Source organism: Noviherbaspirillum aridicola, from assembly GCF_019656455.1.
In the GTDB taxonomy this organism is placed as follows: Bacteria; Pseudomonadota; Gammaproteobacteria; order Burkholderiales; family Burkholderiaceae_D; genus Noviherbaspirillum; species Noviherbaspirillum aridicola.
The window spans coordinates 84,882-107,580 of the sequence record NZ_BPMK01000019.1; the positions used below are offsets into that span (position 1 = coordinate 84,882).

General features: G+C 54.3%; 10 protein-coding genes. 4 read left to right on the plus strand and 6 right to left on the minus strand.

Annotated features, from left to right (window positions below):
• Positions 1–12: 12 nt before the first annotated feature.
• From NCCP691_RS18855 to NCCP691_RS18865, 3 genes are all read right to left on the minus strand, one after another.
• Positions 13–3,090 (minus strand): anti-phage protein, encoded by a 3,078-nt coding sequence (locus NCCP691_RS18855; protein WP_220810111.1) that lies wholly within the window; start codon positions 3,088–3,090, stop codon positions 13–15.
• Between the two features lie 269 nt (positions 3,091–3,359).
• A complete protein-coding gene (proA, locus tag NCCP691_RS18860) occupies positions 3,360–9,350 on the minus strand; it encodes an anti-phage protein ProA (RefSeq protein ID WP_220810112.1) in 5,991 nt (1,996 codons plus the stop codon).
• Between the two features lie 165 nt (positions 9,351–9,515).
• Positions 9,516–11,873 carry a hybrid sensor histidine kinase/response regulator gene (locus NCCP691_RS18865; protein WP_220810113.1) on the minus strand — a complete coding sequence of 786 codons (2,358 nt, stop codon included), beginning with the start codon at positions 11,871–11,873 and terminating at the stop codon, positions 9,516–9,518.
• Positions 11,874–12,234: 361 nt separating this feature from the next.
• Here NCCP691_RS18865 and NCCP691_RS18870 point away from each other — a divergent pair, with 361 nt between their 5' ends.
• On the plus strand, positions 12,235–12,513 hold the full coding sequence (locus NCCP691_RS18870) for a hypothetical protein (protein WP_220810114.1): 279 nt from the start codon (positions 12,235–12,237) through the stop codon (positions 12,511–12,513).
• 364 nt (positions 12,514–12,877) lie between these two features.
• Here the strand turns inward: NCCP691_RS18870 and NCCP691_RS18875 are convergent, their stop codons facing one another.
• On the minus strand, positions 12,878–13,249 hold the full coding sequence (locus tag NCCP691_RS18875; RefSeq protein WP_220810115.1) for a DNA-binding transcriptional response regulator: 372 nt from the start codon (positions 13,247–13,249) through the stop codon (positions 12,878–12,880).
• A 119-nt stretch (positions 13,250–13,368) separates the two neighbouring features.
• Between NCCP691_RS18875 and NCCP691_RS18880 the strand changes: the two genes are divergently transcribed.
• Both NCCP691_RS18880 and NCCP691_RS18885 read left to right on the plus strand, forming a co-directional pair.
• Positions 13,369–14,934, plus strand: coding sequence for a hybrid sensor histidine kinase/response regulator (locus tag NCCP691_RS18880; protein WP_220810116.1), 1,566 nt, complete (start codon positions 13,369–13,371; stop codon positions 14,932–14,934).
• A gap of 43 nt (positions 14,935–14,977) precedes the next feature.
• Positions 14,978–15,448, plus strand: a complete 471-nt coding sequence (locus NCCP691_RS18885) for a response regulator (RefSeq protein ID WP_220810117.1) — start codon at positions 14,978–14,980, stop codon at positions 15,446–15,448.
• Positions 15,449–15,468: 20 nt separating this feature from the next.
• On the opposite strand, the gene NCCP691_RS18890 is transcribed toward NCCP691_RS18885, so the two are convergent.
• On the minus strand, positions 15,469–18,162 hold the full coding sequence (locus NCCP691_RS18890) for a bifunctional diguanylate cyclase/phosphodiesterase (protein WP_220810118.1): 2,694 nt from the start codon (positions 18,160–18,162) through the stop codon (positions 15,469–15,471).
• Between the two features lie 345 nt (positions 18,163–18,507).
• Between NCCP691_RS18890 and NCCP691_RS18895 the strand changes: the two genes are divergently transcribed.
• Positions 18,508–19,986: a sensor domain-containing diguanylate cyclase gene (locus NCCP691_RS18895; protein ID WP_220810119.1), complete on the plus strand. Its 1,479-nt coding sequence runs from the start codon at positions 18,508–18,510 to the stop codon at positions 19,984–19,986.
• Between the two features lie 67 nt (positions 19,987–20,053).
• Here the strand turns inward: NCCP691_RS18895 and NCCP691_RS18900 are convergent, their stop codons facing one another.
• Positions 20,054–22,519 (minus strand): sensor domain-containing protein, encoded by a 2,466-nt coding sequence (locus tag NCCP691_RS18900; protein WP_220810120.1) that lies wholly within the window; start codon positions 22,517–22,519, stop codon positions 20,054–20,056.
• Positions 22,520–22,699: the final 180 nt, after the last annotated feature.

Genomic DNA, 22,699 nt, shown 5'->3' on the forward strand with positions numbered 1-22,699 from the left:
TTGTTGAAGGCGCTACGCGCGCTTCAGCTGCTTCCGCCTGTTCGTCCCGTAATCCACTGCGTGTTGCATTCGTATTCCCAGAATGCCTTGACTGTCCAGCCATTGCTTGTCACGTTCACTAGTACGGAACATGTAAAGACGGCGAAGCGTCAGCATCTGCAATACGCGTGTTGCAATGAAATCAGTGTCAATATCATCTAGCAGGCGGCGCATTTCTGGCCGAGGTAAGTCTCGAGGCGAGTCGAGCCGAACTCCTGTCGCTATAAGCCGAGCAGCTGGCGAATCAATCGTCTTGGCAGCAGAATCAATATCTTCAAGCAGGTCGTCGGAACTTACAGAGCTCACCGCCTTGGCAATAAATCCAAATGCAGTAAATTGAGCCATTTGGGCCATGAATCGCCGCGCCGCTTCCTGACATTGTTCAGCCCCGTCGACCAGCTTATTTCGTGCAATGATGTCCGCCAGCTCACGCTGAGCCTGCTCCTTATCCTGCATAAATAGGTCGAAATACGCCCGAATGGCACGAAGAGGGCCATTCATCAGCAACTGCAAAAGCTCGACCCGCTTTTGCCTACCTACGTTTGCTATTTGGTTCTTGAGAATCTGCCCAAGTATTTCGACTGTCTTGAACAGCGAGACCATCTGGGCAATAAAATCGGTCTCAGCGTTTTCGCGCTTTGTCTCGGACATGCCGTCGAAATCGTTGTCCAACTCGTCCTTGTGGCGGTTCGCCCTTTCCCGAACCTTTTCTGGCTCCTCGCCCGTGTACTTGAGAGCTGGAAGGTCACGTACGAACTCCACGACGGCCTCAGTGTCCGTCCCGACGAAGCGAATTGGGGTGCTATCCCGGAAAGGTGCATTGACCGCTTCAACGACACATGACAGGAATACCGAATTGTCGAAAGCGTGGTGCGCCAGAAAAAGGATAGTGTTAGCGTTCTCGCGTACGTAAAGGTGAGCGCAGCACTCCTTAATATGGGCTTGCACAGCCAGGTCGTCCAGCTTCGCAGATAGGAAGCGTCCCTTTAGGAAATAATAGATGTAGTGATAGCGGAACCGGATATAGTCGCCACTACGAGAAAGAACTCGGGCACGCACTAGCTGGTTCAGCCTGTGGTCGAGGTCTACTCGATGCTCTTCTTTTGAGTATCGGTCCGTGAAGAGCCGCATTTCTTCTTTGGACAGTTCCTTGTGTTCTGTGGCATGCATCTGCCACGCTAAATGAGAGCAGTACTCGATAACCTTACCCCAGTCTTTTTTCGGCACTTCTGCTGCCCGCAAGCCTTCCTTGATTAGGAAGTCATAGTACTCACCTAGGCCGCTCTCCTCCAAGCCGCCTGACACACCGGCATCCATACTCTGCAATAGAGTAAGAAGGTACAAAGGCAGCGCTGGAACGATATTTCGGGCCATTACGGCGTCGAGCAGTCGCTCGGCCCGGTCGCAAATAGCTAGCAAATTTGCTTCATCCAAGGAGCCGTCGTCGGACGTGCGCTGAAACCAGCGACGAACAAGCTGAGCGCGGAGCGTGTACCCGAATTGAAGCAGGTTATACTCTTTCAGAGCAGACATGCTTTCGCTCGTATGAGGAGCGACCGTAGATTTGTAATCGAAGAGCTCGCTGACAGTTACCACGAAATATTGGAACCGCGCCGCGATAGTCTCGAGCAAGCGGGCACGATGCGTCCCCGCCTTCACAGGTCCGTCGTCAAGGTCATCAAGGAGAAGTACCTTTTTTGCCGAAGAAGTCTGGAAGAACTTCTCCAACTGCAGCTCTCCGTACTGCTCAATCGCGGCCTTCCGAATGGCTGCATCTACGTCACGTTCTGTGGCGCTTCGAATGTCTGCCCCACGTACGTAGACGGGAAGAAGTCCTTGCTCATGGAAATGGGCAAACAAGATATAGAGAAGGCTCGTTGCTCCAACTTTCTCTTCTCCGGAAATTAGTACGCCGTTTTCAAGTCGCGACAAATCTCGCAAGATTGACGTGCTAAGAATACGTTTGACTTCTGCCTTATCCAATGGCTCCTGCATGTCGGGGAAAACATAGAGGTCCTGCAGCTTGATTGATGAACCTTTTAGGGTCTGGAACGCTGCTCCCGCGTCGGTAATCAGTTGTTCGAACGGTTCAGTTACCTGAAAACGCGCAACACTCTTGCGCGGCAACGAGCGAAAATCTGACCAGGAGCCTTCCTCTGTACTTCTGTAGAAACCATGGGAGGGGTCCCAGGCGTACCGCGTTGACCGATAGGTGCCGTCTAGAAGACTAAGTTCTGCAACGTTAAATGAAGAGTTATTGGGACGTTTGTCGTCTTGGAGCACGCATCCCTCGATGTAGGCGCTGTGTCCGCTTTCCGCATGGAAGTCTTCACCGACGCCTCCAACGTGTTCGTGCCCCGAAATTACGACGTTGGCGATTGTGCGGACTAACCGTCTGAACGGATGGTAGATTGACTGGCTGAACCAGTTGAGAGGGTGGTGAAGAACGACAACTCGAAGGTCTGAATAATCCTCGGATTGCCTAGCGTAACGTTCAAGGGGAAATACCAGGGAACCAGGCTCTTCCCGAATTTGTGAGCACCATGAGACATTTAACGTGTCGAAAATCAGCTCTTTACCCTCCACTGTGAAGCGATGCGACGTCCATAGCTGGTCGCCGACTCTCGTTTCATCGGGCGTACACAAATCCTCTGCGAAAGCTCGGTACGGAAGCTGAACCAGGCACCCTGTATCGATGACGCTTTCATCTATCTCGCTCGGTGCTGCGCGAACACTTCTAAGTGTAAGCGTCCGCGTCTTTGTGTTAAGGTCAAAGTCGCAGTCGTGGTTGCCGGGAGCAGTTACGAAGTGAACAGGAATAGGTCGCTCTGATTGGATTGCATCCCGCACCTTTTCAAGGAATGCTTTTGCAATCTTGTATTCGTCAGACTTCCCGCTCCATGCAATGTCGCCAGAAATCACAATGAAGACTACCGATGCATCTGGAAGCGCGCTGTAAACACATGATGCAACCGCTTCACTCTTGTCCAATATCCAGTCCGTGCGTGTGCGAACATGTATGTCACTGAGATGTAGAATTACAGCAGTCATTCAAAATCCCGCTAAACAAATGGAGACATTTGTCCTTCCATGTAATAAGGAAGAACGTCGAAGTGTACGAGTTGGAATGAGGAAGGCGCTGAGGAGAGCTACTTCAATATCAACTAGACTGTCCGCTCGGCTTCATTTTTGCAATTCATCGCAACTAAAGCCTATTCTCGCCGAAACAGTTAAAGTTCTGCAACTTCTTGTCACTCAAGCTCTGAGAACAACAAAACGCACATATGATTTCATTTACGTTATCAGTGTTGGTAATTTAGCTAGGGCCTGATGTCCTTAGTGCCACTTCCGCCACTCCATTCTCGGCTCTCGGCCGCAATCATTCTTCCGGCGCGACCACAGCTGAACGCCCTGTTCAGCCTAGCCTCAGCATCGGCGCTCAGTCTGGAAATCGCAAGCAGCTTGCAAACAGCACGCTGCAAGTCGGCTGTCCGCATTCCGCCCTGCTGTGAGAGGATAAACAGCGCAATATTGCCGAGTTCCTCCCGTGGAATCTCGTCCAGCCCACGCTTTGACTCCGGGTCATCGCCCGGTAGCCGGAATCCATCCCATGTCTCCGGCGCAGTGTTCTCTGGCCAGTACACAGTAAGCCCACCAGCGCTACAGCCAAGTTTCGCCGGCGCCAGAAGTCTCAATCGTTCCTCGATTCGCCGTCCTGTGCGAGACAAATCCCAGGCGCGAGCGACGCGTCGGAAGAGCACCGACTCCGCCACGGGTCCTTCGTGATTGATGACATACAAAAGCTGGTTGCGGAGCTTGTCATTCGAGCGCTCCTCGTAGAACAACTCAGGTTTGCTCTTCTCCAGCACAGCAGGAGAGTAGCGAGGAAGTGCACCCGGCGACGTCTGTACGTTCTCGCCCGGCGCGTCCCTCAGCTTAGCCTGGTCAACATCGTCGGACTCCACTACAGCCTCCGTTGCCTCAGCAGACTGCCCGCTTGGCTCGCTCGGCTCAGGCTGCACTGGCTCCGCAACAACGAGCTGCTCCAGCCTCGCCAACAGCTTGCGCATTGGCTCTTCCGGGTTCAGCCACCAGTCGGTGGACCAAATCCGATGCAGGTGCCACCCCAAGCCTTCCAGCACATGCTGCCGCAACCTGTCGCGGTCACGGGCAGTCGCGCCCGAGTGATACGTCCGACCGTCACACTCAACACCTAGCAGGTAACGGCCGGCCGCTCGAGGGTCTACGACGCCGATATCAATGCGGTATCCGGAGACACCGACCTGTGGATGGACTTCCCAACCCTTCTCGCGTAGTGCCGAGATAACCTCCCGTTCAAACGGGCTATCTGGTTCCATTCCGGTGGGGAAGCTCTGCTCTACCAGTGCTCTCGGTCCGCGAATCGCGAATTCGAGGTAGTTCTTCAGGTCCCGTACGCCTGCGGCGCGAACTTTAGACAGGTCGATGTGCTCTGGGAGCAAGGTGCTGAAGATGACCACGCCTTGACGGGCTCTGGAAACGGCAACGTTTAGGCGTCGGTGGCCTCCCTCCAGATTGAGCGGTCCGAAATTCAGGCTGACCTTGCCGGCAGAGTCAGGACCGTAGGTGATTGAAAAATAGATAACATCACGTTCATCGCCTTGGACATTCTCCAGGTTCTTGACAAACAACGGCTCGTTCGTCGCCTGGGCAATCGCCTGGTCTAGAGCAGCGGAAGCACGTCGGCGCTCGTCAAGCAGTCGCTCGATGAGGCTCTGCTGAGCCTGGTTGAACGTCACCACGCCAAGCGTCTGGTTACGCTTTGCAGGGTCTAGATAGTGCTTTTCGATTGCCTTGACGATAGCGTCTGCTTCGGCGCGGTTCGTTCTCGAACCACCGCGGTCATACACCCCCTTCACGTGCTCGAAATGAACTCCACGGTCCTCGGTGACCGGAGACGGGAACGTGACCAGTCTGTTTTCATAGTAAGTGACGTTACTGAAGGTGATGAGGCTCTCATGCTTGCTTCGGTAGTGCCAGTTCAGCCCAAGCTTGGGCATGCCGATGCTCAGGCACTCGTCCAGAATGCTTTCCAGGTCCTGGACGTCCCCGTCGCCGTCCCCGTCACCCGAGTCATCCACTCGGTTGAAGAAGTTGGTCGGCGGGAGCTGTTTCGGGTCGCCAACGCAGATGAGTTGCTTGCCCCGCGCGATGGCACCCACGGCATCCCAGACGGGTATCTGCGAGGCTTCGTCGAAGACGACAACGTCGAACTGCGCATGAGCTGCGTCCAGATATTGAGCGACGGAGAGCGGCGACATCAGCAAGCATGGTTTCAGCTTCGGGAGCAGCGTCGGGAGGTTCTGCACGAGTTGGCGAATAGGCATGTGTCGGCGCTGCTTTTGGAGCTCTCGACGCAGTCTGCCCATCTCCGATTCCACCCCCGGCACGAGCAAACCCATTGACGGAATTTGCCCAGCAAGTCGTGCCGAAACGTACTGCTGAGTTAGCTTCTGGAATCGTGCGTCCACGGCCTGGAACTCGGCTATTTTTCTCTCGTGGTCGGCGCTGGAGAATGTACACAGCGCCGGCTCTCTATCGATAGCCTTCTTGACCCACCAGCTGCGGTAGCTGTACTCGAAGTATTCCGCCACCTCGGCAAGGCCGACATCACCGGCTTCGACAGCTGTAACCAGCCCCTGCAAGCCCTGCGCAATGGCTTTGCTTCGCGAGCGCTGCCACAAGCACCACGGCTGTAACTGACGATGGGCCCGGCTCCAACCCTGGAGCATACCTAGGAGTCGGGTGATGACACCTGGTGCCGCCGGGTCGAGCCCAAGGTTCTGCTCGCAGTTCCCGAGTTCGCCGACAGATTGCATCTTTGACCACAAATCTCGATAACCGTCCCGATAGCGAACGAGGTTCGCGCCCAAGGCACCGTCGCCTTTTAGCATCGAGCGGTTCTCTGTCACGAAGGGCTCCAGCTTCTCTCGCAAGCTGCGGGCTGCCTCGGGGTCGCTGCCAGCCATTCGGACTACAGCCTCGGCAAACTCCTCTGCCCACTTCGCACCTTCGGAGACCGCGTCCCAGTCGGTCTTCGACGATGCATATTGCTCTTGCAGTAGGACTGTCGCCTCGGCTGCCATCGACTCTAGCGCCTTGTCTTCCGCATTGACCTTGGCCAGTGCTTCGAGCACCGGAAGGACGTCCTTTTCGTTCGGTCTTGCCTGGTCGTTCCGGAATAGGCGCAAGCGGCCAGTAAGGGAACGTTTCGCAAACCAACTTTTCGGCCACCAGGTCGATTGCGCCTCAGCCCACTGCAGCTTCAGCTCCGATGCATTGAGCGCCGCTACGTCTTCGCGGTATGCGCCTCCAAGCGAATCCCAAGCAGCTTTACGGGCAAGGCCATGTTGACGCAGGATTTTCAGTCGGGCACGCGCGGCCTCATCGTGCGCCGCTTTGGCCACTCCGGCCGGGACCCGCGGGGAACGAATGAGAGTATCTGCGAGCCGGTCAAACGATTCGAAGTCGCGCAGCGAGAACAGCGACGCATCAAGCCCGAACAGCCTTGCCGTCTCAGCAGCGCCGGACTGAAGGTTGGCTGCCGCCTTTTCCAAGGCGTCAGCCGCGTCCAGCAGTTCCTGTTGCCAGCTGGGAGTCCAATCACCTCGCCGCACGGCGGATAGTGGGTGTGTCCGCAAGTCAGAAAGTTGGCTTGCGAGTGCGGCCATTTGACGTGACGTCTCGCGTAATGCTTCGAGCTCGGAGCGGGTATGGGCGTTTGCGTCCGCCCAGGTCACTGGGGCCGGACGCATGGTTCCATACTTGATGCAGGTACCGATGGCTTCGAAAACGGTGAGGTCGTTCGGGTAAATTCGATGCAGTGCGCCTGCGACGCCGTTGAGCTCCTGGCGGAGCACTCCCAACCGCTCGGCCTCCATCTCCCATTCTTTGACCGTCTTGGAGGTGGCCGCCTCGAGTGCCGTGCCCAATTGCTTGAGGACCTCGGCTTTCTTGGCCTTAGAAGAGTGAAGCTCGAGGCAGAATGCACCGAGCCCCAACGAGTTCAGCCGGCGGTGCACGACCTCCAGCGCCGCCATCTTCTCCGAGACGAACAGGACGGTCTTCCCAGTGGCTAGCAAGTGTGAGATGAGGTTGGTAATCGTCTGGCTCTTACCGGTCCCTGGCGGGCCTTCAACAACTAGATTTTTGCCGTCGCTGGCCACGCAAATCGCCCGAAGCTGCGAGGAATCGGACAACAAGGGGGCGAACAAGTCCTGTGGACGGTGGGTTTCGTCAAGTGTGCTCGGCTCAAATCCTATATCCGAGGAAGCAAATGCTTCCCCAGGATTATTGATGAGGTGGGAAACAACACGGTTCGCCTGGAGCTGTTGATGGCGGTCCTGGAGGTCCTTCCACATCAAGTACTTGGTGAACGAAAAAATACCTAGATGGACCTGGTCTTTGACCTCCCAACCCGTCAACTCGCCGACATGTAGCCGGAACGTCTGCAACACCTTGCCGACGTCGATGCCCTTCTCGTCAGAGGGTAGGATGTCGAACGACGGGAGCTTCAGGTTGAAGTCCTGCCAGAGCTTCTGTATAAGCGTCGGATTGACTAGGGCGTCATCGTCATGGCGGATGAGGCGGAAACCACTGCGCACTGACTGTCTGGACAACGTCACCGGCACGAGAAGAATGGGCGCCAGATGCTGCGCTTCCGCATCCTTGTCCTCTTGCCACTGGAGGAGGCCAAATGCCAGGAATAGTGTGTTTGCACCGCCTTCCTCCAAACCCGTTCCAGCTGCACGGAAGATTTCGACTAGTCGTCCCTCTAGGCTCTCTTCGGGCACATCGACAATGATTTCGCGGCGGCCGAGGGCATCGAGCGCCAGAGCATCCAGCGGCGATGCACCGTTGCGGGCAGTGAAAACTGCTGCTTCACGGGTGTCAGAGCCACTCATCAGTTGCGGCATCGGCCGAATCTTGAATTCTTTGCCTTCCGAGAGGCTGTCTTCAAGAGCATTCGGGTCAGGGCAAATGACCCGCAACGAAGTCTTCGTCGGCTTGAAGTTGAGCAGCTTGTTCCGCAGCGTCAAATCGAGCAGCTTGCTCTTCCACTTCGCCAAACGCCCCTCGGGAGTATCAGGAATACTGACCTCAATGACCGGTACTGCGAGAGGGTCCAGCGGCGGCAGCGCAGGCATGTCCTCGATTGCCGGAGGCGCCGAGTCCGCAATCTGCACCGGCTCGTCTACCTTCGCCGAACGAGACGGGAGCGGGCGAATCTGAACCTCGCGGGCGCGGCGGATATCGACCGCGTACAGGAACTTGGAATCCTCATGGAGATATTCCTCTCCCTTGGAGCACGCCCAGCGCAGAGACGGCTTCTGCCCGGTTGCGACTCCCGTTGTCTCAAAAACAATAAACTCACCAGACTTTACGCGCTTGCGGACTGCCTGTACGTCGTCGACGAGCGCCGTCGGAAAGCAATTTTCGACCAGCCACGCCCCGACCCAGGAATGCCCGTCCTTAACTAGCACAACAGGGTTTATGCCGGCCTGTTCCAGGCAGGACGCGAAAAGCATGGTGAGGTCAAGACACGTGGCGACACGACCGTCGAGAATCCGCTCCGGCGTGCGAATCTTCTGGCCGTCCGTTCCAAATGAAGCCGGCGGGTTCGAGTAATGCAGGTTTTCGGCGACGATTGCACTATAGAGCGCGGAAATCTGCTTCCAGACCTTCTCGCGATTCTTGGCCTGGTACCCGCTCATCTGCAGCTCGGCATTCGTCTCTCGCAAAAGCGACGAAGCCTTGCTAATCAGTTGGTCGACGACGCGCGAATTTGGCATGCAGAAGGCAGCGAGCAGCTCTGGCAGCGAACGAGTGCCGGCCCACTGCTCGTAGGCGAGCACGTCGATGGTATACGAGGCGTCGCCTAGTTCGCTGTCTTCAGCGACAGCCTTTGCCGAGATGGTCGCTCGCTCAGACTCGTCCAATTGCGCGAGATACAAATGGTCTGGCTGCAGGTCCAGAGGAGCAATCTTACGGCTTTCGCCAGGCCCTAGGCGCTCGAAGCGAAGTCTCGTGGGAGCAGCGAATGCCGGCGAGCAGGAGACAGCAACATCAACATTCTCTAGAGACGTACCGCTAGTGTTCGTTATTGTGAGCCCGCGAACAACCGGAACATTGTTTTGGATAGCCGCGTATCCGATTGTGGTGTCTGCTTCAAGCTTTAGCAGTAGCGGCGGCTCGTTTTGGTCAAGGTTCTCCAGGGACACCTCGACAGCCTGCACGTCGATATTTGGAATGGCGGTCTGTTCTGTGCTCATACTGGTCTCGGCAATTCTAGGACGGCGAGGAAGACCGACAAATGTAGCCGAGACCTTGGGAGGGTGTCTAGAAACGTAACCGGATGACGCAACAAACCTCAAGGACAGTGGCGGGCCCCCCCATATCCATGGGAACCGCTTCCGCCACTTGCGGCCAACCATTAGCTACAAGAGGTTTTTCAGCCTATCTAGTCCAATTGGTTTCACCCAGTGCTCATCAAATCCGGCTTCCCGGGAGCGTAGCTTGTCCTCTTCTTGTCCCCATCCACTGACAGCTATTAAACGGCTGCGCTTGCCACGTTCATCCGCACGTATTCTCCTGGCAGCCTCATAGCCGTCAATTCCAGGCAGCCCAAGGTCCATGAGAATGACTTCCGGCCGAGAATCCAGCGCCGTAATCACCGCGCTCAATCCGTCGTTCTCGAGCAGTACTTTGTGACCAAGAATCCGTAAGATTTCGGCGAGGGTAGACGCAGCGTCGATGTTGTCATCCACCACGAGGACACTGAGTGCTCTGGTGGTGCTAGCTTGTATTACTGCAGTTTCCGAAGTGACTCCAGGTACTTCGGCTGCCGTTGCGCGAGGCAGCCGAACAACGAATTCACTGCCCTTGCCCGGGCCTGCGCTGTGCGCTTCCACGCTTCCGCCGTGCCCGGATACCAAACCTTCGACAATGGCGAGACCAATGCCCAAGCCACCATCGCCAGTCTCGATTGGGTGCTTTACCTGAGTGAACAGTTTAAACACATGCTCAAGCATATCTGACGATATCCCGGCACCGTTATCACGGACACGTACCACATACTCTGGTCCAGGGCATTCAACCGAAACATCGATTTGCCCGCCATGAGGCGTGTATTTGGCGGCGTTGGTCAACAGATTGGAGAATACCTGGGCAAGGCGAACCGTATCAGCCAGAACAGGAGTAGGCTGACCTGGCAAAGATACGGACAAACGGTGCCCAGCTGCCTCAATGGCCGACCGCGAAGCCTCGATTGCACCGTTAAGAATCGAAACAAGGCTGGCCTGCTCCTTCTTGAGCTCCATTTTTCCGCTCGTAATCCGGGCAATGTCCATCAGGTCGTCCACTAGGCGAGTGAGATAGTCGGATTGCCGCGTCATGACAGCGGCAGTTTGCTCAACTCGCTCAGGGTCGTTCGACGTGAGTTTTACCAATGCAAGACCGCTGACAATGGCTGCGAGAGGATTCCTTAGCTCATGAGCCAGCGTGGCAAGAAAAATATTCTTGGCTCGGTCTGCCGCTTTCAGCTCTCGATACAGTTCTGCGTTTTCAATTGCAACCGCTGCCCGGTGTGCCAGCTCCTCGGCGAGTAATAAATCATCTTCAGCGTACAAGCGGCCCGACTCCGCCGCAAAGAACGTAATGACTCCCGTAGTTTTCCCGTGAGCTGACAATGGAACAGCAAGGTACGAACGCATGCCAAGTTCCTTCAGCATTGCGCGTCGGTCCGGGTCTTTTATGATTGCATTGACCATGGCGTCCGTAATCTCACTAATGAACCGTGAACGGCCAGACCTAATTACTCCCCAAGTTCCCTCATCGATGTTTGGGTCAGGAGGGAACCGCCTGTGAATTTCTTCGGCAAGCTTTACTTTTCCCGGGTCTGCGTGTGCAACTGACACGCGTGTCAAACTCCCGTCGTCAGCAAGCATATCGATTGCACACCAGTCGGCAAAAGCGGGCACGGCAAGACGTGCCAAGCGGTCGAGCGTGCTTTGCGGCTCGACTAAGGCCGCAAGTTCTGCCGTAGCCCGAACCAGGAATTCTTTGTCTTTTTCTGCGCGCTTGCGTCGCGTAATGTCTATGCTCACGCCCGCCATATAGGAGGGCTCGCCGAGTTCATCGAAGAACATCTCTCCGCGCGCTTCAATCCAGTGCACAGTGCCATCTTCCCAGACAACACGGTACTCGGCATGGTGGTTCTTTCCCTCTCTCGCCACCTCAGCCATTACATCTCCAAGTGCGTCCCTATCCTCCGGGTGCACATAGGTCATGTACTCCTCAACGGAAAATGGTGACCATTTGCCGCTAGTGCCATGTACCTGAGCGGCCCCTTCCAGCCAAGACACCTCGCTAGTCTTTAAGTCCCACTCCCAGGCGCCCATTTCCCCTGCGGCCAGCGCTAGGTGCAGACGTACTTGGTCAGCTTGCTTAAGTTGTTCTTCTTGCTTCTTTTCCCGGGTGACATCGCGACCCACCCCATAAAACCTCTCCCCATCGGAGGTGAATTGCCATGCAACCAAGCAATACGAGCCGTCCTTGCGCAGAACTCTAATCTCAAGCTTCCTCGGATGGTCGACTAGAAGTGCGGAGAGTTCGTTGGCGAGTTTCTTCCTATCTTCCTCGTGAATCAGCTCCGAAAGACCTCGCCCGACAATCTCCTCTGCAGAGAAACCCAGCAGGTTCTCCCACGCCGGATTGATTTGTCGTATGACTCCGGTTGGTTCTAGAACTGCAAGTAAGTCGTCAACATATTGCCAAAACTTCACGTATCGTTCCATTCTCGTTCGTGATGGTGTGAGCACTCGGTGACCCCGACGCCGCGTTTAACACCTTATGGAGTGACACTTGCGGCAGTGTTCACCAGCTACTCCCGGGAAACTGCTGCCGTGCAGTTCGTCACGCAAATACTTCGTATCGTAGCGCACCCCAAGGCTTGCAATAGTTACTGAAGAGTAATATCCCGCCGGACATAGTCTTTTTGCCGGTCTTGCACGTACAGCGCGGGCTATCCGTAGCTCCTCAATGAGGACCTTTACTATTTCCGTTAACGAAAAGTCACTTAATTTAACAAATTGCCAACAACTCAGCTCAGACATTCGCGTCAATACTTCAGAAGCTAAATTTTGAAAGGACCATGACATGGCGAAAATACTCGTACAAATTGGTACTGCAGCTTTTTTTGCCGCTGGACTGGCTGGTTGCGACGTCGATAAGACGCAAGAGGGAAGCGTCAATCTGCCTAAATACAACGTCGAGAAGACCCAAGAAGGTAGCGCCAGAATGCCGGAATACGACGTAAAGACTCCTGACGTGGCTGTGAACAGCAAGGAGAAGAAGGTTGAGGTGCCGACAGTGAAAAAAGAAGAACGGACTGTGCGAGTACCTGACGTCGACGTTACTCCGGCTGACAAGAAGTGACTTAGAACGGCCGGCCAAGCAGTTTGCGCGGCCGGCGGTACGCTGGCACTCGCCGACGACACTGATGGCATCAGTGTCTACGAGCGAGGGAATTGCGACCGCACTTATTGTCGTAAAAACGGCAATTGTCGTTTTTACGACAACGAACGACAACGGGCGTCCCAGCAGAATATGTGAAAAAGTCCGCTTTACGCGGGCTAACTTAGCAGGGCTGAGGAGACGACACCAGTCTGATAATTCAGCGCTGCATTTGTTCAGTCGTCATCTCTGGTCTCTCTTGGTTCAGCCGGTGAGCCGATTCTCCGCTGTAGTGAGCCGATTCTTCCTGAGGCGAGCCGATTCTTCGGCAAGCACTCGCCTCCCACTAGCTTCCCACATCAATGACTGAGCGAATGGCACTGTCGAGCTGTTCGAAATTGAAAGGTTTCCTCAAGAAGATGTCCACTTGGGTTTTTGTAGCGTTTGTCGGTTCGTTGATATCGCTGCTAATCCCAATGACCTTCACGTGCGGCTGTTTGGCCCTGGTTGAGACGATGAGCGAAAGGTCCAACTGAGAGCTATGCGGGTCGACTGACATTACCGCGAAGTCGAATATCACGCCATTCGTAATGCGTGAAGCCTCATGTGCATTCATGACGGGAATGGCCGTGCACTTCATTATTCGAAGCATTTCGGAAAGCAGTTCCGAAATTTGCGGGTCGGGGTCGGCGACAAGTGCAACTTGGTTTTGGAGCATTTCCGGGCACCTGTGAAGAGCAAGAATTCATTGTATGCGGGAAATACACCAAGCTTTTCTTTTATTTTCTATCTGTAATCACTCGAACCTAAATCTGGGCTGGCTGTTAAACTGCGCGCATGAGCACCTCGAGTACTGTTGCACCGATTACCACCAATCCCTGGAGCAATGTTTCCACGGAACAGTTTCGACTTTTTCTCTCCAGTGTCACGGACTACGCCGTGTACATGCTATCCCCAGAGGGGATTGTCAATAGCTGGAACGCAGGCGCCCAACGCTTCAAGGGCTACACAGCAGAAGAGATTATCGGGCAACATTTTTCCAAATTCTATCCGGCGGAAGACCAAGAGAGCGGAAAACCGTCCCGAGCGTTACGCATAGCGGCCGAGCAGGGCAAATACGAAGAGGAAGGCTGGCGTGTTCACAAGAACGGTCGGAGGTTCTGGGCGAGTGTGGTCCTTGACCCTATCAGAGACGACGCCGGCCAGTTGATTGGCTTCGCAAAAATCACCAGGGATGTGACAGAACGTCGGCAGGCACAGGAGGCTTTGCGAGCAAGTGAAGAGCGGTTCCGCCTGCTTGTCCAAGGTGTCACTGATTACGCCATTTACATGTTGTCGCCATCCGGCCAGGTCACAAACTGGAACCAGGGGGCGCAACGCATAAAGGGCTATACAGAGAATGAGGTTCTAGGCACCAGTTTCTCCCGGTTTTACACGCCAGAAGACCAAGAGGCGGGCATCCCAGCAGCTGCTCTCAGGAAAGCAGCTGATGATGGCCGGACTGAAATGGAGGGATGGCGAGTAAGAAAGGACGGAACTCGTTTCTGGGCGCACGTCATTATCGACGCCATACGCAACGACATGGGCGACCTGATAGGCTTCGCGAAAATTACGAGAGATATCACCGAGAGGATGGAGACGGCGCGCGCTCTCGAACAAGCTCGTGAAGCTCTCTTCCAGGCGCAAAAAATGGATGCCATTGGCAAGCTAACAGGAGGAATCGCTCACGACTTCAACAATTTGTTGGCGGTTATCGTGAGTGGGCTCGAAAGACTAAAATCCAGGCCAGATGACGCACCAAACCCCAAGGTTTTGGCAAGTATGGAGCGGGCTGCTAACCGCGCATCAAGTTTGACAGAGCAACTACTAGCGTTCGCGCGAAAGCAACCACTGAAGCGCGAGAGACATAATCTCAACGAGCTGCTCCGAACGTTCGACCCGGTTCTCCAACAGGTTACTGACCGCACCGTACGAGTGCACTTCAATCTCGCGGCTACCCTGGGCGAAGTAATGGTCGACGCCACCCAATTTGAAGTCGCCATACTGAACCTGATGACAAACTCGCGCGATGCGATGCCAAAGGGCGGAAACCTCACCGTCAGCACTGAGGAGGTAATCTTGCGTCCAGGAGAAATACCAAGTCTGCCTGCAGGCCGATACGCGAAGGTCACAGTATCCGACGATGGCGATGGAATGACAGCAGAGGTGGCTGCCAGGGCCTTCGAACCCTTCTTCACCACGAAACCGGTTGGCGAAGGAACCGGGATGGGACTTAGCCAAGTATTTGGCTTCGTTAAGCAATCAGACGGTGACCTTACGATTCACTCTGCCCCCGGCCAAGGTACGTCAATTTCCGTATATCTTCCCGTCGACAATAGTCTCGAAAGTGGGAAAGCGGAGTAAAATAATAAGCCGTGCAGACTGCACTTGCCGTTCATCAACAGTAATGTCTAGCTCCTGTCCTTCACCCCACAGACGTCTTAGCAACGAGGACCCGAAGCCCCTAGGACAAGAGCTAGGCGAGACGCTCTTAAGTACTGCTCAGAAGCAGACCAGCGTTATAGGCAAGGTTCTGCTTGTGGACGACAACGTCGACCTATTGGAGATGGCCGAGGCGCTACTCCAGGACATCGGGTTTGAAGTCATTACTGCTGAAAGTGGAGAAGAAGCTCTGCGTATCCTCACGAGTCAAACCGACATTTCCGCGATGCTAACAGACGTCGTTATGCCAGGAATGAGCGGAATAGAGTTGGGTACGGAGGCGCGAAAGATACTCCCAGGTCTCAAAATAGTTTTGGTTTCGGGGTATCCGAACTCCGCAGACGAGGATGGCAAACGTGACGTACACGAATTTGAGTTCCTGAAAAAACCTTACCGAATCACGGAAGTCCTGCGCGTGCTCTCCAAGTTGAACTGAGCTTTGGCATAACACCGACGTTAGTGAAGGTGGAATACCTTTGACACGAAAGGCTCGCATGCTTCTGCTTGAACTGCGGGAGAAATGAGGAAGCCTTGAATCTCGTCACACTTCATATCCCGTAGTCGCCTGGCCTGTTCTTGGGTCTCAACACCCTCCGCAACGACCTTCATCCCCAAGGAATGAGCCATGGCGATGATGGTGCTGAAAAGCGTCACTCCCGACTCCTTCTGGCCTAGCTGTCGCGTAAATGCCATGTCTACCTTGAGGACATCGAAGTCAAGTTCCTGAAGAAGTGAAAGAGACGAGTAACCAGTGCCAAAATCGTCCACTAGCAACGTAACGCCCAACTTCTGCAACTTATCTAACGCGGCGTACACGTTTTCCAGATTGCTCATCATTGTCGACTCTGTAATCTCTACCTCCAGCAAACCCGGACACAAGTCATAGCGCTCGAGCGCGGCCTCAATAAGGGCTACTACGTCAGCATCTTTGAAATGTCTTGCTGCGATGTTGATTGACACAGGTACGACCTTCTGCCCTGCACGGGTCCACGTCGCCAACTGAGCGCATACCTGCTGCAGGACTATCTCTCCCACCTGCACTATGAGGCCCGTTTCCTCGGCGAGCGGTATGAACTCATCTGGCTGAACAAGACCCCTGGAGGGGTGGTGCCAGCGTGCTAAAGCCTCCATACTGCACGTCTCTCCGGTTTGAAGGGATACACGGGGCTGGAAGTGAATCCCAATCTCGCCGTGTTGTAGAGCGTGCTTTAGTTCCAGCTCGCGCTGATGCTTGCTCTGGACCTCTTGAGCGAAGCCTGCATCAAAAAAACGATAGTCGTTCTTGCCACTCGTCTTCACCGCGTACATCGCCATGTCTGCGTTTTGTATCAGTACGTCAGCGGCATCAGCATCATCGGGGAACAAACTTATTCCAATCGACGTGGCAATTGACCGTATTCCTTTTTGCAAACGAAAGGGCTGTTGGAATGCATACAGAATTCGTTCTGCGACCTGTGCTGAGTCCGCAGTGGATTGAACATTTTCGAGGAGAATGACAAATTCATCACCCCCAATTCGCACCACGCTGTCCTGTGGCCGTACCGCTTCTTTCAGTCTTTTGCCTGCAGTACGTAACAACTCGTCTCCCGCCTCATGCCCAAGAGTGTCATTCACGGCTTTGAATCCATCCAAATCTATGAAAAGGAGACTCAGCCTCTGTTGGTTTTTCCTTGCACGCATAACAGCCAGTGGCAAGTTCTGATTGAGCCAATGGCGATTAAGCAAGCCGGTTAAAGCATCCTCGCTACCAAGCCGCTCCAGTTCTTTTAGGTGCATCTTGTGATGGGTGATATCTCGAACTGTGATAGCAAGGTCGCCATCTGGCCTTGCTATCTTCAGCTCTAACCACTTGGAACCGCCTCTGCTGCAGTCTTCAATCTCAAGCTCTCCTTCATGGAACCCAGACTTAGTAGCATGACGAAATACTTCGATAATGCGGCTAAGTGCACTACCTTTGTAGGCATTCGTTACCGACTGTCCCAGTAAGTCCTTACGGTTGCGTCCCAACAGCTCAGCAGCTTTTTGATTGCAGTCCAACACCAGGAAGTCTGCAGGTGTACCATCATTCATTAGCAGTGGTCTAGCAATGATGAAACCGTCCGCTCCGCTTTCTGTCGCTGTCCTGTAGGTCATTTGAAGAGCATCGACTTGTGTCTTTCTCCACGCTAGTCGCGACACTGCAAGTGCGGACAGAAGAGCCGCGGCTAGAACGACTAACGTCAACATCTGTCCGTTTCGCAGAGCTGTAGCCCGATAAGCCAGGAAGGGAGCCAGCACTTCTTCCTGGTCAAGGCCTGCTAAGACCACCATTGAGTAATTGTCGGTCGGGTGCCAACTGACGTATCGCGTGCGTTTGTCCACAAAAATATCTTCGCCGCGAACTATCTGAGTACCACTGAGCTCGGGTAACGGCACACGGGCTCGAATGGCTGGGGCATCAGGAGGCTGTACGTCGGCCCCAACTCGGGTAATCCGAGTAACCATATCTGAATCCAGGATGGCCAGTAGTCCCTTCTGGCCCAAGACCCCCTCGCCGAACCCTGCGATGAAGTAATCGGGGATTACACTGACTAGGACAATACCGGAAAAGGACTGCTCACCAGTATTCAGCTTCCTTGAAAATTGAACTACTGTGGCTTTCTTGAAGATTCCTTCTCTAGGCGGCCCAATGTATAGGAAGTCACCGGCGTCCTGCTTGTGTGCTAGAAAAAATGGCTCGCCTTTCGCACTCGGTCCTTCTATGTTGGAGATAGTGCTCGTGACTACATTTCCATCTCTGTCGAGGATAGTCGCGTCAAAGCCCGAACGTGTAGGGAAGATATTTACTGCTCCGTCTTGGTTGAGTCGGTAGTTGCTTTGCCCGGCCTGCCATCCGTGCCGTACATGCATCGTCAACTGGTCAACGCTCTCAAGCATCCGGTATAGGTGGCCCGCGTATGCTTCAGATACTGCACGTGTGGTTCGAAATGCACTGGCCTCTGTGCTGTCGTGGTCCTTGTCCAATTCCGCCAAAAAAACCGACCACGCCACTGTCGACAGCACAGCTACCGCGATACAAGCGACGACAAAATAGGGAATGCAAAAGACGACGAAGCGCTTTGGCTCGTGTAAGTTGTGATGTCGAGACAGGCCTGAGTAGGCGGGCCGCATTCTTTCTCCCGGAAGGGTTTCGCAGTGCCGTTCCTATTGGACTGCCGGGAGAACGCGATGTTACAACTTGGTAGCGCGATGTCGTGTCCTAGCTCAATGACACCCTGTGCCGTGTGGAATCAGGCGCGAATTCGAGAACTTCGGGCCAGCCAACTCCCATGCTCCTCGTGTGGCTATTGTTGTGAGGTAACAACATTCCAGTTTTCTAGCCATAATGTCATGCATCATTCGTTTTCACACTCTTTTACCTCTGGAATGAGATTTTCCCATTCTCCCTCCATTCGAAGGCGCCTGGGCTTGCTCGTCGTCTTGTGCACTCTGCCGACGCTCCTTGTATCAGGTGGCATGTACTGGCACAACTACACGCTAGAACGACGCTCATTAGTGCAAGGCACCATTTCCACGACTCGCCACTTAGCTCAGCTAGTAGATGCCAAACTCCAGACGGCCGTGGCGGTACTTGAGGCCCTCGCCGTTTTACCCTCTCTACGCAGCGGGAACCTAGACAATTTCTTGTTGGATAGTATTCATGGGGGGCCCCCGGAGTGGCTCGCCGGCCTCGCTGTAACCGATTTGAAGGGCAGGGTTTTGTACGACTCGACCCACCGAAATTACGAGTGGGCATCTTGGGACCGCAAATACTACGTTGATGTACCTACGGTGCCGAAGATTTCAGAACCCTACCTCGGAGGCTTTGCACAAGAGCCGGTAGTCGCCGTGACGGTGCCTGTAGAAGTCAGAGGGGAGCATGTGCTGAACTTGACGGGACTGGTTCGCGTGCAGGAATTTACGAAGCTGCACCTTGCCTTGCCGGTGCCGGATTCCTGGTTGGTCTCCATTGTGGACGAGCACGGGCACATCATTAGTAGAACGACGAATCTTCCTCAGTACTTCCGCATGCCCGGAAATGCAAGCCTTCTGAGTGCAATGGGTGGCAGTGATGAAGGTTTGTTCAACGGGGCAACCGTGGACGGGCGACGTGTACTCGGTGTCTTCAGTCGAGCAGCGTCTTCCCGGTGGGTTGTGGCCATCGGAATACCTGCAGAAGACCTAGCGACCGAACTGCGCCTGCGACTCGTACTGTCGAGTATCGCCTTATTGCTTGCAACAGCAGTTGCCGTGGTCGCGGTGTGGGTAGTGGCTCGGAAGATTGCACTGACTGTCCGTGAGTTACGGACACCTGCTCTTGCTTTAGGACGAGGGGAGACTCCGGCGCTACCGCAGTTTTACTTCAAGGAAGCCGAGGAAGTTGGAAGCGAATTATTGCGCGCAGCGGACTTACTACAGAGTGCCCAACATCGCGCAAACCATGACGCCCTCACTGGCCTACCAAATCGTGTTCTTTTCAAGCATTTGACCGACCAGCAGCTTGCAGTCGCCCAGCGGACCAACGCACCCTTTTCTGTGCTTTTTATTGATTTGGACGGCTTCAAAAAAGTGAACGATTCGCTAGGCCACCAAGCAGGCGACGAACTCCTGATACAAGTGGCGCAGCGTATGCGGACCCAAACACGGGCCGCAGACGCTGTATCGAGACATGGCGGTGACGAATTTGCAGTCTTGCTTTTTGGTGCCGGTTCGGACGATGGCGTGCAAGTCGCGGAAGGACTGCTGGACGCCATCTCTTTCCCCTATCGCATCAGTGGTCAATCATGCTTGGTGTCGGCAAGCATTGGTGTAGCAACTTATCCCCTCGACGGTATAACGACTGAAGCACTACTACAGAAAGCAGATACAGCCATGTATGTTGCTAAAGCACGAGGAAAACACCGTGTCGTTGCCGCGAGTAAACTGAGCTTAGACGAGAACAAAAAGACGTTTTGAAACGTCATTACCGTTTACTGCGTCCGGTAGTTGACCTTTTTTTGGTTTTGAGTAGCGGACGTTCAACTTATAAGACCAGCAATCGCGCTTCGTGCGTCGCAATAAACGTTTCGAACTCGTCGGCGGGGAGTGGCCGAGAAAAGAGGTAGCCCTGAGCTTCATTGCAGCCAACCTCGCGTAAGAAGCTCAGTATCTCTGACGTCTCTACACCTTCAGCAACAACCGATAAATTCAGGCTCTGGGCCATCCGAATAAAGGCGCGGATTATCTTTCGGTTACCCAGACCATTCTTCTCCTTTTGGTTGATAAAGGAACGGTCAAGCTTGAGTACGTCGAAAGGAAGTTGTCCGAGATAGGCGAGACCAGAATACCCTGTGCCAAAGTCGTCCACAGCCAGTGACACACCCAGGGATTTCAACTCAGTGAAGACATCGGCCGAAGCGGCCAAGTTTGCAATCATCGCCGTCTCTGTCAGCTCGAGCTCCAAGCTGCCCGGTGTTAGAGCCGAACGTTCAAGTGCCTCAACCACGTGTCGAATCAGCAGGCCTTCCTGCACTTGCCTTGCCGACAAATTCACGGAAACCTTAAGTTCTTGACCTTGTGCCGCCATCAGCCGCGCTGTGAACCGACACGCCTCTTCTAGTACCCATTTTCCGATTTCAGAGATAAAGCCTCGCTCCTCTGCCATAGGGATGAAATCGAGTGGTGACACACGCCCTAATTGCGGGTGGTTCCATCGGATAAGGGCTTCCATTCCGACGACACGCAGAGAGCTTAAGTCGAACTTGGGCTGATAGTACAGCTCGAACTCATTCCTCTCGAGTGCCCGGTGCAGCGAATTATCAATGGTCATTCGCTCCCGGACCTGTATCCCCATCTCCTCCGTGTAGAACCGGTATCCGTTTCGCCCCTCCTCTTTTGCACGATACATTGCTATGTCGGCATGTTGGAGTAAATCCTCTTCCGAGCGTCCGTCCTGAGGGAACATGCTAATCCCGATTGACGAACGTACGAAAACTTCGTGTGCCGCTAACTCTATTGGAGCGTCTAGCGCGTATCTCAGTTTCTCCACAAGCTGCATTGCGGACTGCGCACCGTTGATACATTGAGATACAACTACGAATTCATCTCCTCCTAAGCGTGCGACAATGTCGGACGCGGCGATACTTTGCCTCAAGCGTTGCGCTACTTCGCTTAAAAGTTCATCGCCTCTCGCGTGGCCAAGCGTGTCATTGACCTCCTTAAAGCGGTCGAGGTCAATGAAGAGAACGGCTACTCGGTCATCACTGCCACAGTTATCCAACAAAGTCCTGAGACGCTCCGATAAGTGAGCACGATTCGGCAGGCCAGTTAACGCGTCGTGATTCGCCAAGTCCTGCAAACGCTTCTGAGCCTGCATGCTATCGGTGATATCCCGCCCGACGCCACGATATCCAATAAAGCGATTGCCATCGTAAATAGGTTCACCCGAAAGCGCTGCGCAACCTATAGTGCCTTTCTCGGGCACGAAGACGGAGTACGGTAAGTCGCGAAACGGCTCACGTCGTTCGACTTTCGCGAGGTACTCAAGCAGTCCTGGCTCCGTTCTGTCCGCTGCGCGTTCCGTTCTGGTTCTTCCAATCACTTCTTCCGGTCGAATGCCAAATAGCCTGTAAAGGCCGTCAGAGACATACGTAAAGCGCCCCTGTTCATCGGTTTCCCAGAACCAATCCGACGATAGGTTAGTTAGGCTACGAAAGCGTGCCTCGCTCCTAATAAGCTCTTCGCGTGCATCGCGTTGCGCCTGGATATCTCGCGAGACGACGACTGAGCCAAGCTTTTCACCTGTCAATGGGTCAATAAGCACCCGTATGTTGGCGCCTACCCAAATATAGTGGCCCTCTTTATTTCGAACACGAAACTCGAGTAGCCTGCTGCTCATATCTCCTTGCGCCTGGCGCTGGATTTCGGAGCGTACTAAAGCTCGGTCATCAGGATGAAAGTCTTCGTAGCAGCTTCTCCCCAAAAGCTCTTCTGGCTTGTAACCCAGGAGCAGCTCGGAGGACGGGGATACGTACAAGTAAACGCCGGAGTCCGGCGCGTGATGCGTGATGAGGTCTGAGCTGTGCTCCATCATCATTCGAAGCACTGCCTCACTTCTTGCTAGGCTTATCTGCACCTCATGGTATGGCGATGCTTCAGCTATGGCTCCCACGTATCCGACAAACTCTCCCGATTCTGAAAAACGGGGGGCGGCTGAACTTCGCATCCAGCGGACCGAACCGTCCTGACGGACAAGGCGGTATTCGAACTCGTATTTTTCGCGTTGTTGGTAGGCAGCAGTAAAATGCTTACCTAGCCGGAGTCTGTCGTCCGGATGAACAAAATTGAGCCAATCGGATATCTTGAAGCCTGTCGTATCTCTCGATGAGGTATCGCAGGCACTGACATACGTACATGTTCCAGACTCATCCGACATCCAAACTAGCATCGTTGCTGTATCGGCGAGGTCGCGCAGGGTGCAGTGATTGCAGGACGGGCAATTGGAGGGCATGGCAAAACAGGAAGGGCACAAAGAGAATTGCACCCGAATGGCGAATATTGCTTTGACCTGCTCCCCGAGATTAGTACGGCAATGATGTAGAGTCTGCCTCCGTGGGAGGTAGCATGAAGAAGCGTTTCACAGAAGAACAAATCATAGGCATCCTGAAGGAAGCCGAGGCAGGCGCGAAGG